Origin of the sequence: Pseudomonas sp. IPO3747, from assembly GCF_013385245.1 — a bacterium.
In the GTDB taxonomy this organism is placed as follows: Bacteria; Pseudomonadota; Gammaproteobacteria; order Pseudomonadales; family Pseudomonadaceae; genus Aquipseudomonas; species Aquipseudomonas edaphica.
Genome location: NZ_JACAQL010000002.1, coordinates 284,719 through 300,470, shown reverse-complemented (window position 1 = coordinate 300,470; position 15,752 = coordinate 284,719). Strand labels below are relative to the sequence as shown.

Below are 15,752 nucleotides of genomic sequence, written 5' to 3'. Positions count from 1 at the left end.
TGACTGACGCCAGTTAAGGGAAATTTATTTTCAGCCAGCGCTCGAAGTACAACACCTGCCAGAGTTTGTAGGTGTTGTTTGCGCTGCCTGAAAAATGATTGTTCACTAATTTTTCCACCTCTCCTCGGGCCACATAGGTGTAGATGCGCTCGAACTCGGTGAGCAGGCGTTGTTGGCCTATGCGTTGGATAATCCCATCCAGAGGTGGGTTGAAGCCTGTTTTGGGGCGATCAACCAATGAGGCGGGAAGCAGACTTTTCAGCAGCTCCTTGAGTGGGGCCTTTGGCGCTCCGCCTTTAAGCAAATCTGCACTTGAGGTTGCAAGACCGCTGGCCACCACGCGCTCGTCCAGCAAGGGGACGCGCAGTTCGATACTGGCCAGCATACTGGCCTTGTCCGAGACACTCAGGTTATGGCTCAAGAAGCCTGTCTGGTCAAAATGCTGTGCACATTTGACTTTGTCTTCAACGGCGCCGCTGTACTGATCCATTACGCCGGACAGGCGTTGCTTGTAGTGTCGTTCAAGCTCGTTGTAGTCACGAAAAAAGCCCTGCAACTCTTGGCGGGAGAAGTACCCCAGCATGCGCGAATACGCCAGGGGCCAATAGTTTTCCTGAGCATAGGACACCAACCGTTCGAACTTTTTGTCGAGCCGCTTTGGAAATAACTTGAGTTTTAGCAGTGTACTTAATACGGGATACAGCAGCCTGATGAGTGTGTGATGCTTGAGTACTGTGTAGCGTGGGTAACCTGCAAACGCCTCATCTCCGCCCATGCCACTGAGCATGACGGTATATCCACTTTTCCTGGCTTCGGTGGACAAGCGGTAGGTTGCCCAGAACGTATAGTCGGATACCAGTTCTTCGGTGTTGGCAGCGACGAAGTCGATGGACTCGAAGGGGTCTATATCTGAGTCGAGAATCTCCGTGACCACCAGCTTTTTGCCAAGGTGTTCGGCGATCCTGGCGGAAAACTTCGTATCGACAGCGGAGTCGTCCGTTGCGTCGTACTGTGCAAAAAATAAGTCAGCATCACCGGTGAAACTTGCCAGGATGCTGGAGTCTGCGCCACCACTGAAAAATACCCCGACCGGGACGTCCGCTTCCAATTGGCGCGTCACGGCAGAACGCACATCCTGCACGAGGCTTTGCTCGGTCTTGAAGTTCATGGCGCTCTGGTAACGCTGGGTTGTCATCTTGCCGGTTGCCAGGTCGAACGCCAGGTAACTACCGGGCATCAGTTTCTTGATGGATGTGTAGCCGGTGTTGGGTTCGTAGAGAAAGCCGTTGTTGAAAAACTCAAAGACATCATCAGGGTCTATGTCGGTGTTTACCTGCGAAAAACATTTCAGGCCGCGGATTTCTGAGCAGGCGTAGAAGCCGTCGACGCCGGTGTAGCAATACACCGGCTTGATGCCAACGACGTCCCTTACCAGAAAGGTTTTTTGGCGCGGCTCATCCAATATGACAAACGTGAACATGCCTTCAAGCAGTGCAAAGGCCTGCTCTTGATGTTCTACGTACAATTGCAGGATAACTTCGGTATCGGAGGTGCCTTTGAAGGTATAGCCTTTTTCGATCAGTTGCCGGCGCAATTCGTGATGGTTAAACACCTCGCCATTGAACACGATACTTACACCATGATTGTCGGCAAACATCGGCTGGCTGCCAGTCGGTGACAAATCCAGGATGCTCAGCCTGTTGTGTCCTAGCCCTACCTGATAGCCCGCGACACTGGCGAAATAGGTGCCGGATGCATCCGGGCCACGGTGCCGTGTAACCGCCAGGCTTTTTTCCATTTGGGCCTGGGTCTCGGGTACACCGTCTTTGACTGCAAAAAAGCTGAGGCCACACATTATACCGACGTCTCCCTGGGGTCTTTGACGACCGTTTCCGGCCTGGTGTTGGAGAGTGACGCTGTATGCCCGTCAGGCAAGGCGGTACCCATCATTTGATTTGAATGCTTATGCGCCAGCATTACGCCCCAAGCTGCTGCGAGCAGTAAGTTGAAAGAGATCAGGCGAAACACCGCGAAGAACAACCCGTAGATCGCCAGCGTCATGACCGCCGTGCGAATCACGGTGAGGTGAGCGGGGTCGGATTTTAGAGTGGTGAACCGATATAAAACGGGAGCACCGAGGACAGTGATGTACATCAGCAGCCCTAAGACGCCGCCGACCATCAGCATGTACAGTGGCCAGTTATGGATATAGCCAACTGACTCCGTGAATGAATCACCGCCGGGTCTCTCCCAGCGCATCTCGTGTTTGATCCCGATACCATTGCCCAGCGCGGGGTGGTCCTGAAACATGCGCCAGGCGATTTTATATTCCTGTACCCGGGAAGAGACGTTGAAGTCCTGCTTCTCGTTGGCAGCGGGCTTGGATTCGGAGGCTACAGGCGCCGCAGCGTCAGGTTGCGTGTGTTTCTCTCCCATGGACGCAATGGAAGAGGTTGCGATAGGTAATGCAGTATTCGCCAGGGAGTTCATGCGCCCGAGCCATACGTCTTGCATGCCGGTGGCAAAAATAAACACAAGGCAAAACAGCGCTTGAATGACAATGCCGGATACTACTTTTAGCCATAAGTGCCTGCGCGCGAAAAAGGTATAGAGCGCGAACAAGCCAATGACGAGAAATGCACTGATCAGCATGCTTCGTGTGAATGTGATCAGCACGGCGGCTGTGCACAGCAGCGATATCAGGCCACTGATCCATGCAACCCTTCGGTCAGGGGTCAGCGTGCCGACGACATAGCCGAGCACCATGCCCAGCGGCAGGATCGCGTCGGTTGCTTGCGCCAGCACCATGGTGATGCGATCACGCATTGGGCCCTGTGCGTTAACGTTGCGCAGCGCTTCTTCATAAGGGATTTTTACCATCTCCCCGTTGACCTCAAGGGTCCAGTACGGCTGCCACAGACCGTGATAGAAGTAATAGAAAACGATGTAGCCTGCGGTCAATAAAATCAGGGTTCCCACCGAAGCGCCGAGCCAACGAACGTTGTTTTCTTCGCGGCCTACAAGAGCGCAGATCGGGATCAGTGCATAGATAAACAGAAAGGGCACGACCCCTCTGAGCCAATCAGTCATCGGAACATGGTGGTACATCGCTACAACCAGGTTCAGCACTAGAAACCCAAGGCCTATTAGCAATGGCGCGGCGAACAGGCGCAGGACCGATGTAAAACCCAGAGTACGGAGCAATTTGATCAATGCGCTGAGGAATACCGCCACCAGCAGGGCAGCAAACGCCACTTCCTGAGCGCCCAGCGAAGTGGGCGCGGGGTGGAGAGCAAAGGCCAATGGGAATAGCGCCAATAAACCCAGCCAAGGCGACATGATGGCCGTCAATACCAATAAAGCGCTGCCGATAATGGCCGTGTAGAAAAGCACGCCAGGATCCAGCATAAATAAAATGGCGATGAGCGCTGCCGCCGTGATCGCCATGGAATTTTTTACGCAGTCAGGTTGACGCATTGCGGTACTCCATTGTTCAAGGGCGTATGGCTTTATAGTCGCTGGCTGTTTGTCCAATCACTTTTGCGGGTATTCCCACAACGATTGAATTATCAGGCACGTCTTTCAATACGACCGCTGAAGCGCCAATTTGACAGTTATTGCCGATGACGATATCGCCAATGATCTTTGCCCCGGCCCCTATGTAGCAGTTGTCACCGATGACGGGGCAGCGATTGATCTCGCTGGTGACATAACCCTCAGCGGCGCCGATGGTGATGCCTTGGCCCAGCACACAGCCGTCGCCAACCTTGGCATTTGCGTGCAGTACAACGCCGATCGCGCCATAGGCGAATATCGTGCCCCTTCCGATCGTTGCGGTAATTGGAATGTAAGAGTTGAACAGTAGGAAAATCACATTTCGAACAAGGCCTGGTAATAACGGCACTCGACGCCGGTGCAGCCAGTTTCCAACTCGATAAAGTTTTACTGCGTTCACGGTTAAAACCTCAGCGTGCGAAGATCAGCGGGTCGAAGCTGGAGTGCTCCCACTGCAATGATCATGAGCGAGCACATATACAGCACGGCCCAGACCAGGCTGATGTGTGTCAAAAAGATAGTCAGGGGAGAGAGTAAGGCGACCCAAAAAACTACCGGCAAGCGAATGCCTGGACGGCAGCTTATGTGCAGGAACAACAAGTAGGCCGAGAACCCGATAGCGTAGAACAACTGTGCCTGGTTCAAGTCTTTGACAAACAGAATCATGCTCGTTATGGCCAGTGGGGCAATGACAAGGTTTGCCACGATGACTTTACGGTGCAGGCCGGAGGCGACCAGATAGCGCTCTGTTACCACTGCCCAGTACAGCACTGGCAGGCAGGGCAGCATCACCAGATAGTTCGAGTACTGAGGGAACAGCCAAACCGCTGCGTACCCCGATAAGCCTACCAACGCGAAGTAGAAAATAGCGATCGACGTGATGATTCTATATTGCGCTTGGCGTTGCCCGCCCGAGACGAAGGCGACAAACACTGCCCTGACGTTGATGGGGAACAGGCTGGTAGCGGATTGAATGATCGAGACGATGACCCTGAACAATCCAAGGTCGCGCACGGGCAGGCTCTTGGAAAGAATGAAGGGCAAGATGTTGGTGAACAGATTGAACACCAGGGTGATGGATATCATTCTGGGTAATAACAGCAGCACACCTTGGCAGGTCTGCAGCAGCTGTTTGCCGACGGGCAGTTTCGCACCTTTGAAAAACAGCACCGCTACCGCAAACGCGCACGGAATCAAGTTGGTCAGAATCAGTATGTCGACGATAGTCAGCGAGACTATTTGTTGGTAGCTGATAAATAGGAGCGTGAAAAACACGCCAAGAAATAGCACCAGGTAGGCCACGATCCAGCGTTGCAGGCGTAGCCCGAACAGCGATAACAGGCATGCCGAGCTCAAAAGCATCACCCCAAGCAGGAGTGGGTTGCCAATGTGGTCAATCAGGTTCACAGCGCTGAACAGTACAAAAATCAGTACGGCCATAAATAATGAAGTCACCAGAATGTACTCGGCCTCCACGGTGGCAATCAGCTGCTCATTGACGATATCCAACAGTTTTTGAAATAAAAATACCAGCACGTTGGCCTTGATGAATGCGCCGTACGCTTCCAAGCCGTAAAGTCCGGGAATCACAAAGTTAACAACCAGGCCACTTATCAGTGTCAGCACCTGGATCAATAAATTGACCATGCCAGAACCTCTTGAACCTCATCATGACAAATGCAATTGCATGATCATTTAACAAACGTGCCCAGCTCGGTGCTCGGAAACCGACGCAATACTAACGGCTTGCGTCGATTTCCAAGCGGTATTCATCAAGCTTTTTTCAAGCCCACACACCGCGTGTGTCGATGACTTTGAGCGAGGACAGGCGTGCGCCCGGGATTTTCTTGAATACGCTGTGATCGACCAGCAGGACAATCACGTGCGCAGATGACAGCGCCTGATCGATTCCGCTCAGGGTTGCAATACCTTCAAGGCGAGCCGGCAGGTGCGCGATATTCGGTTCAATCGCCAGAACAGTACCGGGATGGGACTGGGCAATGTGTGCGGTGATCTCTAAGGATGGACTTTCACGCAAGTCGTCGATGTCCGGCTTGAAGGCCAGCCCGAGGCAGGCAACCGTAACGTCCTTGGCGGTTTTCGACGGGTGTTCCTGCAGGAATTGACCGATAGCCAGTTGAACCTGCTCCAATACCCACTTTGGCTTGCTGTCATTTACTTCCCTTGCGGTGCGGATCAGGCGTGCCAGGGCGGGCGTTTTGCTGACAATGAACCAGGGGTCGACAGCGATGCAGTGACCGCCCACACCGGGGCCAGGTTGCAGGATATTAACGCGAGGGTGGTGATTCGCAAGGCGGATCAGCTCCCATACATTGATGTTGAGTTCGTCGCAGATCATCGACAGTTCATTGGCAAACGCGATATTCACGTCGCGAAAGCTGTTCTCTGTGAGTTTGCACATTTCGGCGGTGCGGGCGTCGGTGATGATGCATTCACCCTCAACGAATGTTTTATATAGAGACCGCGCAGCTTCTGAACATTTGCTGGTAAGCCCGCCGATGATGCGATCGTTTTCGATCAACTCCCGCAGTACGTGACCCGGCAGCACGCGCTCGGGGCAATGCGCTATGCGGATGTCCGACTCTGCGCCATGGGTTTGCGGAAATGTCAGGTCCGGACGGGCTTCTGCCAGCCAGGCAGACATTTGCTCGGTAGCCCCGACTGGGGAGGTTGATTCCAGCACGACCAAGTCACCCTTTTTCAGGACGGGAGCAATGGCTCGGCTGGCTGATTCGATGTAGGAAAGATCGGGTTCGTGATCGCCCTTGAACGGTGTCGGGACGGCAATCAGGAAGGCATCGGCCGGCTCTGCGGTTAGAGTTGCCCGCAAATAGCCTTCGGTAACGGCGGCCCGTACGACGATATCCAGATCCGGTTCGATAATATGGATTTCGCCGCGGTTGATGGTTGCAACTGTGTTCGGGTTGACGTCGACGCCAATGACTTTTTTCTTACGTGCAGCGAAAACAGCTGCCGTCGGAAGCCCTATATAGCCGAGGCCGACTACAGAAACAGTTTCAAAGCTCATGAATTAGCCTTTTTAATTCGTGAAAGTACATCGAGAATTCGTGCGGATGCTTTTCCGTCACCATAGGGGTTGTGAGCGAAGCTCATCTGGCCATAGGCTTCAACATCAGTCAGCAAGACTCTCAAGTTAGAGGTAATGGCCTCAATTTCAGTCCCGACAAGTTTGACTGTGCCCGCGTCAACCGCCTCTGGACGCTCTGTGGTGTTACGCATCACCAGCACAGGTTTACCTAAAGAGGGGGCCTCTTCCTGAATGCCACCTGAATCACTCAAAATTAGATAAGAGCGATCCATCAAATACACAAAGGGCAGATAATCCAGGGGTTCGATCAGATGGATATTCTGGATGTCGCTGAGCAGGCGATTGACTGGCTCGCGTACATTCGGATTCAGGTGAACGGGGTACACAATCTCGACATCGGGGAACTCCAGGGCCGTATTGATCAAGGCCTGGCAGATATTCTCAAAGCCACCGCCGAAACTTTCGCGGCGATGACCCGTGACCAGGATCACTCGCTGGCAATCGCCCAGAAACGAGAACTGCTGGTGAAATTGCTGTTGCAGGGCTGGACGGGTCTTGATTCGGCCCACCACATCCAGCAACGCGTCAATGACAGTGTTGCCGGTCACATGGACGCTTTGGCTTGCGACCCCCTCTCTCAGCAAATTCTGCCTGGACGTTTCAGTGGGTGCGAAGTGCAATGCCGCAAGAGCGCCAGTCAGCTTGCGGTTTGCCTCTTCAGGCCACGGAGAATAGAGGTTTCCGGTGCGCAGGCCGGCTTCGACGTGAGCCACAGGAATTTGGTGATAGTAAGCGGCCAATGTGGTGGCGAACGTCGTCGCTGTGTCGCCATGGACCAGGACAATATCCGGTTTGAAGGTTGCGAAGACAGTTTTCATTCCCTGCAAGATGGCACTCGTGACATCGGTCAGATCCTGGCCGGACTTCATGATGTTCAAATCGAAATCAGGCTTGATTTCAAAGAGACTGAGCACTTGGTCGAGCATTTCTCGGTGCTGTCCAGTCACGCAGACCTTGGCAGTGAAGCGCTCATCTGCTGCAAGGCTCAACGCCAAGGGAGCCATTTTGATTGCTTCAGGTCGTGTGCCGAATACACACAGGGTTCTTAAAGTCATCGCAACACCGCTACTTAAAGTAAAAATCAATGCACGCTTACGTCATAATCCGCGGATTAGGGTGCCGTCAGTTGTGATACGTTTTTGCACACGCTATGCCAGGGCGCAGGGCCGCGGGACAGCACAATCAGATAGTGGAAACATGACATCTGATAGTTGTGCATGCGTTATTTTTTGGAATTCCACTCGCAGGCAGTTGCAGGCCCGTGAGTTGAGGTTCGTGCGAATTCCAAGCCATTTGCCTGGGTCTAGTGAAAATTCTCGGGCGTCCTCCTTTCGTCCCGTTTGGCAGTGCGTATGTACACCTGCGATGATCACTCAGCAAGTAGTGCGCATACTCTAAAGTATCCCTCCCATTCGGCTCCAAGGCAAAAATTGGCTTGCATTGGGGCTGGTTAGTTTCGTTAAAACATGATCGCGGATTAGCATCTCTATGATTAAAGTCAACCGTCAAGTGCGGGTGATCCGGTCATTATTTTGTCGCGGCGGATGCTTACAGATTTTTCCTACAGCGCTTTCCGCTGTAGCGGCGCAGGTGAACGCGTTGCGGAGTATAGCCTCTTTAGGCGTGTTTTTTCCAAGATTGGAATGGAACAGCTGTTCGACTGGCTCTAAAAGGGCATTCGCGAGACGTTCTAGATTAAGGGACTTAGAGTCCAGCTATACCATTAATGAACATCGACGGTGGCATCAGCCTCTCTCGTATTGTTTTAAGGGTGACCATTTTTGTTACATTTTGCTATACGATACTGTTGCTGTGCTAGCTAATGATACGGCTGCAACTCAACGTCTCGGGCCAAGCCTAGCAGCTTGTCAGGTGTTCGCCATTTTTTGTTCGTGAGCGCTCGAACCCCGCGGTTTCGTAGGGGTCAGTGCCTACCCGTCCTGGTTTTTTTTGGGGCTGAGAAAGGATTTCAAAGGATTTCCGACACAACAAGGGTATCATCCCATCTATGGTGTTTACTGTAGGTGTCGAGTACCACCGTGGTATTTTCTGTACAGAATAGGGGTTATTAACCCAAGGAAAGGTCGTCAAAGGAGTGCGATTTTTCTGAAAGGAGATTTTCATGCAGTTGCCACGTCTGTACGATTTTTGTTCAGTGCGGGTTATTCATTGTGGATCGCTATTTTCGTCTATTCGCGGGCAGGGTTTTGATTCTAGGAGCGTGGAAAAGTGTTGGAGAGGGGCATGGATAAGATGAGAGTTTTTTTATTAAATCTGCCGCGCCGCCACAAGCGCATTCTTCAGGTGCTTGTCGATATTGTACTGGTGTGGATTTCATTATGGTTGGCCTTCGTCGTACGGCTTGGAATTGCCGAGATGGAACAACCGATCCAGCGATACTTATGGCTGTTCGTGAGCGCTCCGGTTATTGCCATTCCCCTGTTTGTTCGCTTTGGCATGTACCGCGCCGTCATGCGTTACTTTGGTAACGATGCACTTATTACTATTATCAAGGCGGTGAGCCTTTCTTCACTTATTCTTGGCTTGGCTGTCTATCTTTACAGCAACCATCAATACGTTGTTCCACGCTCGGTTATTTTCAATTATTGGTGGTTGTGCCTGGTTACCGTAGGCGGGTTGAGACTAGCGATGCGCCAGTACTTCATGGGGGATTGGTTCTCTGCAGCACAGCATGTTCCCTTTACCAATCGTGATGATGGCTTGACGAAAGTTGCCATTTACGGAGCCGGCTCGGCGGGTAATCAATTGGTTGCTGCGTTGCGCATGGGGCGTGTCATGCGGCCGGTCGCCTTTATCGATGACGACGGGAGTATCGCAGGTCGTGTCATCTCTGGGCTGCAGGTGTTCAAGCCCAAGCATATTCAGCAGATGATCGACACAACAGGCGCTCAGCAGATATTGCTCGCAGTGCCTTCGGCGGGCCGCGGGCGCAGGCGTGAGATTCTCTCGAACTTGGAGCGTTTTCCGCTGCATGTGCGCAGTGTTCCGGATTTTATGGACCTGGCCAGTGGCCGCGTCAAGGTCGACGATATTCAGGAAGTCGATATTGCCGACTTGCTGGGGCGTGATGCAGTGCCAGCCCAGGAAGACCTACTTGCACGTTGTATCGTTGGCCAGTCGGTCTTGGTCACGGGAGCAGGGGGGTCGATCGGGTCTGAGCTATGCCGGCAGATTTTGACGCAGAAACCCAAGACCTTACTCTTGTTCGAACACAGCGAATTTAACCTCTACAGTATCCTGTCCGAACTTGAACACCGCGTTGCGCATGAGTCAATGCCCATTAAGTTATTGCCCATTCTGGGTTCGGTACGCGACGAGAATAAATTACTTGATGTTATGAAGAGCTGGCACGTCGACACGGTTTATCATGCGGCTGCGTACAAGCATGTGCCGATTGTCGAACACAACATTGCCGAAGGTGTCTTGAATAACATCATTGGTACTTTGAATACCGCCCAGGCAGCCTTGAAGGCCGGTGTGGTGAACTTTGTGCTGATTTCCACCGACAAGGCTGTTCGCCCCACTAATGTGATGGGGAGTACCAAGCGCCTTGCAGAATTAGCCCTGCAAGCCCTCAGCGTTGAAAAAGCGCCGGTGATGTTTGGCGACAAGTCTGGCGTGGCCCGCGTAAACAAAACGCGCTTCACGATGGTCAGGTTCGGCAATGTACTGGGTTCTTCCGGCTCAGTGATTCCGCTTTTTCACCGGCAGATCAAGGCAGGCGGTCCATTGACCGTCACACACCCAAAAATTACGCGTTATTTCATGACCATCCCCGAAGCGGCCCAACTGGTGATCCAGGCCGGTTCCATGGGGCAGGGGGGGGACGTGTTCGTTCTGGACATGGGTGAGCCCGTAAAAATTGTAGAGCTTGCGGAAAAGATGATTCATTTATCCGGGCTGAGTGTACGCACGGATAAAAACCCTCTCGGGGATATCGCGATTGAGTTCACCGGATTGCGGCCAGGCGAAAAGCTTTACGAGGAGTTGCTGATCGGCAACAACGTCGTCGCTACCCAGCACCCGATGATTATGAGCGCCAACGAGGATCACCTGGCGTGGGACGTACTCAAAAGCAAACTGAGCGAATTGCTCGGCGCGGTGAGTGAGGACGACTACACCCGTGTGCGTCAGATCCTGCGCGAGACAGTCAGTGGCTACTCGCCCGACGGCGAAATCGTCGATTGGATCTACCAGCAGCGCCGTTTGGAGCCGTGAGTTAACACCCTGTTACTCACCCGTTTTTGACTCTCTCCCCACATCGCCTAAGTTAGAAAAGCAGCTTTTGGAAAGCTGCTTTTCTTCTACCGATGTCATGGAGTGTCACCAATGCAAAACGCCTATATCTCTTCCCTGATCTTTGCAGTCCTCACCAGCCTCTCCGTAGCAACCACCGCAGCCCCCTCCATCAAACCCGAAGCCCCGGCGCCTATCACGGCCCAGATGGCTAACGTCGAGCAATCCACCAAGGTCAATCTCAACACCGCCGACGCTGAAGTCCTGCGCCGCGACCTGTTCGGTATTGGCGCCGCCAAGGCCAAGGCGATTATCGCCTATCGCGACAGCAACGGGCCTTTCACGGCGGTAGACGAGTTGCTGGAAGTCAAAGGCATCGGTAAGGCGTTGCTGGAGAAAAACCGCGACAGGCTGGCAATCAACTAAGGGTGTAAATCCTGGGCAAGAGGCCGGTCATTGACCGGCCTTCTGTTTGTCCGAGACCTGTTCTTTCAAACACCCGCGTACCACTTCCATGATATGGGCTGCCAGTTCCGGGTTTTCGACGCTTCTGGCCAACACCAATGCGCCCACCAATGTCGACATCAGTACCAGGCTCTCGTGTTCCCCCTTTGGGTGCTCCAATGCTGAGTCGATCTGCGTCAACCTGGCTTCAAGTACCGCATCCGTTACCGGACTATGCTGCCCTCGCAGGCCCAGCTCCGACGACATCGTGGGCAGCGGGCAGCCTTCACCCGGCGAGGTCTGGTGCCATTGCGAAAGGTAGCTGTCGATGAACGCATCCAGCGGCCGTTTCTGGCTGAACAACATTGCGCAATGGGCATCCAGCTCTGCGGCGGCGGCCAGAAGAGCTTTGTCCACCAGTTCATCCTTGGACTTGAAATGCGCGTAGAACCCGCCGTGTGTCAGGTTTAACGCTTTCATCAAGGGCTGCAGGCCGGTGGCGCCAATACCATCGCGGCGAAATCGTACGGAGGCTTCCTTGACGATGCGTTGGTGAGTCTGGGCTTTGTGGTCTGTTGAATAACGCATAGGACGGCCTCGAGAACGAGTGCGCATTTTAGCGGAGTCGAACCTGTTTACCCATAGAGACAGTATTCAGCGGGCTTGGCATGAAAAGTGATTACATCCGTTGCATGAATTGTTCAACAATCGAGGTGCCATGATGACGCTCAGCTTGTCTCTAGCCGATCAGATTGCCCTTGAACTGCGCGCCGACATCATGGGTGGGCGGCTGCTGCCAGGTGTAGCGCTGGTCGAAGTGGACCTGGTCAAGCGCTACAACGCCTCGCGCAATACCATTCGCGAAGCGTTACACCGTTTGGGGCAGGAGGGGCTCACCCGTTATGTGCGCAACAAGGGCGTGATGGTCCGGCGTGTGGCGCGCGACGACGTGCGTGACCTGTTTGTGGTCCGCCGTACCCTTGAGCTGCAGGCCATCGCCCAGAGTGGCACGCTGACGGGCGACCACGACGTGCGTATGCAAAATGCCATCGACGCCACCACGCTGGCGCGAGAGCGCGAAGATTGGCGCGCCGTTGCCACTCATAGCCTGGTGTTCCACCAGCACGTTGTCGGGTTGATGCGCAGCCCTTTATTCGATGAGTTTTTCGCCCAAGTGATTGCTCAGTTGCGCCTGGTGTTTTGTGCGGCGCCCGATGAACAACGTTTTCAGTCGCCCTGGCTGGAGCGTGATCGTGAGATCTACACCTTGCTGGCGCAGGGCAATAAACCAGCTGCGCAGGAGGCGATGAGCCTCTATCTGCACGATTCTGAACAGCTGTCCCTGGCGCTGTTTGATTACCCTTGATGGAGGATTGCACCCATGTACAAAGATTATCCGGCTGCCTATCAGGTCAGCAAAGGCTCGGCGCTGCAAGTGGACACGGCCTTCTACGCACGTATTCGCGACCAGGCGGGTAAACGCACATTGATCGAGCAGTTTGAAGTGCCGATTCGCACGGGCAGGGCGTGGAAAGTGCCGGCCGGGCATGTGTTTCGCGTGACAACGCCGGTAGGGCCACAGGTCGGCGATTTCAATGTGTGGAACGCCAATGACCCGCGCGAACGCCTATGGGCGGCACGCACGCGGCAGTTGCAGGGCGCCCATGTCAGTACCCATGACCGGCTATGGTCGAACCTGCCGTTTCTGCGCCCCTTGGTGACCATCACTGATGACAGCCTGGCGGGCTACGGCATCGATGAACACGGTGGGCGCCTGCACGATTTGCTCGGCACTCGCTGTGACCCGTATGTGAACCGCATGCTCACAGGCGAAGACTTCCACCACCATTGCCATTCCAACTTGACCCGCGCCGTGCTGCCCCATGGCCTGACCGAATTTGACGTGCACGATGTGCTGAATATTTTCCAGTGCACCGGCCTTAATCATGACGACATGTACTTCATGAAAGCCTGCCCGGCGCAGAAGGGCGATTACCTGGAGTTTTTTGCCGAGATTGATTTGCTCTGCGCATTGTCGACGTGCCCGGGCGGGGACTTGTCGCTACCGATGTGGGGGCCGGACGCGCAAGACCCATTGACCGTGTGCCGCCCGCTGGGCGTAGAGATCTATCGCTTGGAGGAGGAGTTGCTCAACGGCTGGAGCCAGCCTGAGCGTGCTGCCTACAAGGGGCAGCACGGCTTGCATATTGCCAAGGCAGCCTGGGAGTAACCTGCTTCAGCGGTCCTGCGCATCCTTGGCGTCCGCCTGGGCGTTGCGCTCGACCACGCGTTTGCGTTGTTCGTCGGTGAGTTCCACCTTGTTGGCGCTGTCACGCAGCATCAGCAGCCCACCGACGATCGACCCGATCGCTACCACTAAAATCAACCACGCATACCACGGCATAAGGCTCTCCTTGAGGCGGACCAGCGTCGGAGGATGTTCCCACGCTAATAACGGCTTTGAGTAACAGGCGTTCTGAGTAGTTCATTGTAGGCCTGTTCCGCCTCGTTAACCTTAGCGCCCGGTCAACATCGCATCAGCCGGTGCGTCGGCACGGTCTTGGGCGGTCAGCTGGAAGTAGATGAACCCCGCCAGCATAAAGCCCAGGAATATCAAGCCGATCAGCGCATTGAACCAGGCCATGGCCACCAGGCACACCAGCGCCAATACCAGCGCAATAGCCGGCACGATCGGATAGCCCGGTGCGCGGAAGGTGCGTTCCAGCAGCGGTTCGGTCTTACGCAGCTTGAACAGGCTGAGCATGCTCATGATGTACATCACAATGGCGCCGAACACCGCCATGGTGATCATCGCTGCGGTCAGCGTCATGCCACCCAGGTTGATCAGGCCGTCGCTGTAGATCGCGGCGATACCGACCACACCGCCGGCGATAATGGCCCGGTGCGGTGTCTGAAAACGCGACAGTTTGGCCAGGAACGGCGGCAAGTAACCAGCACGGGCCAGGGCAAAGAACTGCCGCGAATAGCCGAGGATGATGCCGTGAAAGCTTGCCACCAAGCCAAACAGACCAATCCACACCAGCATGTGCAGCCAGCCAGAGCCGGTGCCCACCACACTTTTCATCGCCTGCGGCAGCGGGTCGTTGATGTTCGACAGGGTGCGCCAGTCGCCCACGCCACCGGCGAAGAACATCACGCCCATGGCCAGGATCACCAAGGTCAGGATGCCGCTGATGTAGGCTTTTGGAATAGTGCGCTTGGGATCTTTCGCCTCTTCAGCTGCCATGGCTGCGCCCTCGATGGCGAGGAAGAACCAGATGGCGAAAGGAATGGCTGCAAACATCCCGGCAATGGCCGGTGCGCCAAAGGTGTCGGAACCCGCCCAGCCGTTCAGGGCAAAGTTGCTGAAGCTGAACGCCGGCGCGACCACGCCCATGAACACCAGCAATTCAGCGACGGCGAGCACGCACACCACCAGTTCAAAGGTCGCGGCGAGCTTCACCCCCAGGATATTCAGGCCCATGAACACGATGTAGGCCCCCACAGCCGCGTGTTTCGGGTCGAGTGCCGGGAACTGCACGTTCAGGTAAGCGCCGATGGCCAAGGCAATCGCGGGTGGTGCGAAGACAAATTCGATCAAGGTCGCCAGGCCCGCGATCAAACCGCCTTTCTCGCCAAAGGCGCGACGGCTGTAGGCGAACGGCCCGCCCGCGTGAGGAATCGCGGTGGTCAGTTCGGTGAAACTGAATATAAAGCAGGTGTACATGGCGGCGACCATCAACGAGGTCACCAAAAAGCCCAGCGTGCCGGCCACGCCCCAGCCATAGCTCCAGCCAAAGTATTCGCCGGAAATCACCAGCCCGACGGCAATGCCCCATAAATGCAGGGTGCCCAAGGTGGGTTTGAGTTGTGTGTTCATCGTGTGGCGCTCCCTGAACGGGTTGGATTGATTACTGGGTGTTGCAGCGGCCATGCCATTGCGCGAACTCATGTCGTAAAGGCGCCGAACTGTCGCCATGGGGACGGTTTGGCGTTTGAATTTTTTCGACGTCGCACCAGATGGGTGCGGTGGTGGCCTCACCGACGCCATCGCGGGCAAGCCCGGCTCCCACAGGGAATGCATTTCAATGGTGGGAGCCGGGCATGCCCGCGATGAGGCCCGCCCAGGCGCTGAAAATCCCCCTGTAAACCCCGCATAAACCCACTCTTTACGCCGTCTTTACGCCCCGCCCATACCCTCGCTCTCGTTCCTTTACGCCACTCCTGCCGACAATTGCCCCACACGCGGCAATCGCCGCAAAACGGAGAGACTTCCATGAGCGTTCTGGACGGGGTGTCACTGCTATTGGCCGTGGCGCTGTTCATTTATCTGCTGGTTGCGCTGTTACGCGCGGATCGGAACTAG

General features: G+C 54.8%; 14 protein-coding genes. 5 read left to right on the top strand and 9 right to left on the bottom strand.

Annotation, left to right across the window (positions count from 1 at the left end):
- Positions 1 to 13 precede the first annotated feature (13 nt).
- The 6 genes from asnB to wecB form a co-directional block, all read right to left on the bottom strand.
- Positions 14 to 1,855, bottom strand: a complete 1,842-nt coding sequence (gene asnB / locus HX790_RS02620) for an asparagine synthase (glutamine-hydrolyzing) (RefSeq protein WP_099549093.1) — start codon at positions 1,853 to 1,855, stop codon at positions 14 to 16.
- Positions 1,855 to 3,477 carry an O-antigen ligase gene (locus HX790_RS02615; RefSeq protein ID WP_176991195.1) on the bottom strand — a complete coding sequence of 541 codons (1,623 nt, stop codon included), beginning with the start codon at positions 3,475 to 3,477 and terminating at the stop codon, positions 1,855 to 1,857. The genes asnB and HX790_RS02615 overlap by 1 nt, the downstream gene beginning before the upstream one ends.
- A gap of 16 nt (positions 3,478 to 3,493) precedes the next feature.
- Entirely contained in the window at positions 3,494 to 3,955 is a 462-nt protein-coding gene (locus tag HX790_RS02610; RefSeq protein WP_026013606.1) for a serine O-acetyltransferase, read from the bottom strand.
- A gap of 2 nt (positions 3,956 to 3,957) precedes the next feature.
- The gene (locus HX790_RS02605; RefSeq protein WP_017136092.1) at positions 3,958 to 5,202 is read right to left on the bottom strand and encodes a hypothetical protein; all 1,245 of its coding nucleotides are present in this window, start codon (positions 5,200 to 5,202) and stop codon (positions 3,958 to 3,960) included.
- Positions 5,203 to 5,338: 136 nt separating this feature from the next.
- A complete protein-coding gene (gene wecC, locus HX790_RS02600; protein ID WP_099549091.1) occupies positions 5,339 to 6,604 on the bottom strand; it encodes a UDP-N-acetyl-D-mannosamine dehydrogenase in 1,266 nt (421 codons plus the stop codon).
- Positions 6,601 to 7,740, bottom strand: a complete 1,140-nt coding sequence (gene wecB, locus HX790_RS02595; RefSeq protein WP_026013605.1) for a non-hydrolyzing UDP-N-acetylglucosamine 2-epimerase — start codon at positions 7,738 to 7,740, stop codon at positions 6,601 to 6,603. Before wecB ends, wecC begins: the two co-directional genes overlap by 4 nt.
- Before the next feature lie 1,189 nt (positions 7,741 to 8,929).
- On the opposite strand from wecB, the gene HX790_RS02590 reads away from it, so the two are divergent.
- Positions 8,930 to 10,924, top strand: a complete 1,995-nt coding sequence (locus tag HX790_RS02590; protein ID WP_099549089.1) for a nucleoside-diphosphate sugar epimerase/dehydratase — start codon at positions 8,930 to 8,932, stop codon at positions 10,922 to 10,924.
- Between the two features lie 111 nt (positions 10,925 to 11,035).
- Positions 11,036 to 11,368 (top strand): helix-hairpin-helix domain-containing protein, encoded by a 333-nt coding sequence (locus tag HX790_RS02585; protein ID WP_017136089.1) that lies wholly within the window; start codon positions 11,036 to 11,038, stop codon positions 11,366 to 11,368.
- A gap of 27 nt (positions 11,369 to 11,395) precedes the next feature.
- On the opposite strand, the gene HX790_RS02580 is transcribed toward HX790_RS02585, so the two are convergent.
- On the bottom strand, positions 11,396 to 11,974 hold the full coding sequence (locus tag HX790_RS02580; protein ID WP_176991194.1) for a TetR/AcrR family transcriptional regulator: 579 nt from the start codon (positions 11,972 to 11,974) through the stop codon (positions 11,396 to 11,398).
- A gap of 133 nt (positions 11,975 to 12,107) precedes the next feature.
- Here HX790_RS02580 and HX790_RS02575 point away from each other — a divergent pair, with 133 nt between their 5' ends.
- Both HX790_RS02575 and HX790_RS02570 read left to right on the top strand, forming a co-directional pair.
- Positions 12,108 to 12,752, top strand: a complete 645-nt coding sequence (locus HX790_RS02575) for a GntR family transcriptional regulator (protein ID WP_026013604.1) — start codon at positions 12,108 to 12,110, stop codon at positions 12,750 to 12,752.
- 15 nt (positions 12,753 to 12,767) lie between these two features.
- Positions 12,768 to 13,616 carry a DUF1989 domain-containing protein gene (locus HX790_RS02570; protein WP_138449011.1) on the top strand — a complete coding sequence of 283 codons (849 nt, stop codon included), beginning with the start codon at positions 12,768 to 12,770 and terminating at the stop codon, positions 13,614 to 13,616.
- A 6-nt stretch (positions 13,617 to 13,622) separates the two neighbouring features.
- On the opposite strand, the gene HX790_RS02565 is transcribed toward HX790_RS02570, so the two are convergent.
- Positions 13,623 to 13,790 (bottom strand): DUF2897 family protein, encoded by a 168-nt coding sequence (locus tag HX790_RS02565; protein WP_017136085.1) that lies wholly within the window; start codon positions 13,788 to 13,790, stop codon positions 13,623 to 13,625.
- A 111-nt stretch (positions 13,791 to 13,901) separates the two neighbouring features.
- Positions 13,902 to 15,266, bottom strand: a complete 1,365-nt coding sequence (gene eat, locus HX790_RS02560; RefSeq protein ID WP_017136084.1) for an ethanolamine permease — start codon at positions 15,264 to 15,266, stop codon at positions 13,902 to 13,904.
- A gap of 396 nt (positions 15,267 to 15,662) precedes the next feature.
- On the opposite strand from eat, the gene kdpF reads away from it, so the two are divergent.
- Complete coding sequence (gene kdpF, locus HX790_RS02555; RefSeq protein ID WP_003218754.1) at positions 15,663 to 15,752, top strand: K(+)-transporting ATPase subunit F; 90 nt, start codon at positions 15,663 to 15,665, stop codon at positions 15,750 to 15,752.

Bases quoted from the DNA above. Each gene is read 5' to 3' on its own strand.
- asnB (WP_099549093.1), bottom strand. From the start codon at position 1,855: ATGTGTGGCCTCAGCTTTTTTGCAGTCAAAGACGGTGTACCCGAGACC.
- HX790_RS02615 (WP_176991195.1), bottom strand. From the start codon at position 3,477: ATGCGTCAACCTGACTGCGTAAAAAATTCCATGGCGATCACGGCGGCA.
- HX790_RS02605 (WP_017136092.1), bottom strand. From the start codon at position 5,202: ATGGTCAATTTATTGATCCAGGTGCTGACACTGATAAGTGGCCTGGTT.
- wecC (WP_099549091.1), bottom strand. From the start codon at position 6,604: ATGAGCTTTGAAACTGTTTCTGTAGTCGGCCTCGGCTATATAGGGCTT.
- wecB (WP_026013605.1), bottom strand. From the start codon at position 7,740: ATGACTTTAAGAACCCTGTGTGTATTCGGCACACGACCTGAAGCAATC.
- HX790_RS02590 (WP_099549089.1), top strand. From the start codon at position 8,930: ATGGATAAGATGAGAGTTTTTTTATTAAATCTGCCGCGCCGCCACAAG.
- HX790_RS02585 (WP_017136089.1), top strand. From the start codon at position 11,036: ATGCAAAACGCCTATATCTCTTCCCTGATCTTTGCAGTCCTCACCAGC.
- HX790_RS02580 (WP_176991194.1), bottom strand. From the start codon at position 11,974: ATGCGTTATTCAACAGACCACAAAGCCCAGACTCACCAACGCATCGTC.
- HX790_RS02575 (WP_026013604.1), top strand. From the start codon at position 12,108: ATGACGCTCAGCTTGTCTCTAGCCGATCAGATTGCCCTTGAACTGCGC.
- HX790_RS02570 (WP_138449011.1), top strand. From the start codon at position 12,768: ATGTACAAAGATTATCCGGCTGCCTATCAGGTCAGCAAAGGCTCGGCG.
- HX790_RS02565 (WP_017136085.1), bottom strand. From the start codon at position 13,790: ATGCCGTGGTATGCGTGGTTGATTTTAGTGGTAGCGATCGGGTCGATC.
- eat (WP_017136084.1), bottom strand. From the start codon at position 15,266: ATGAACACACAACTCAAACCCACCTTGGGCACCCTGCATTTATGGGGC.
- kdpF (WP_003218754.1), top strand. From the start codon at position 15,663: ATGAGCGTTCTGGACGGGGTGTCACTGCTATTGGCCGTGGCGCTGTTC.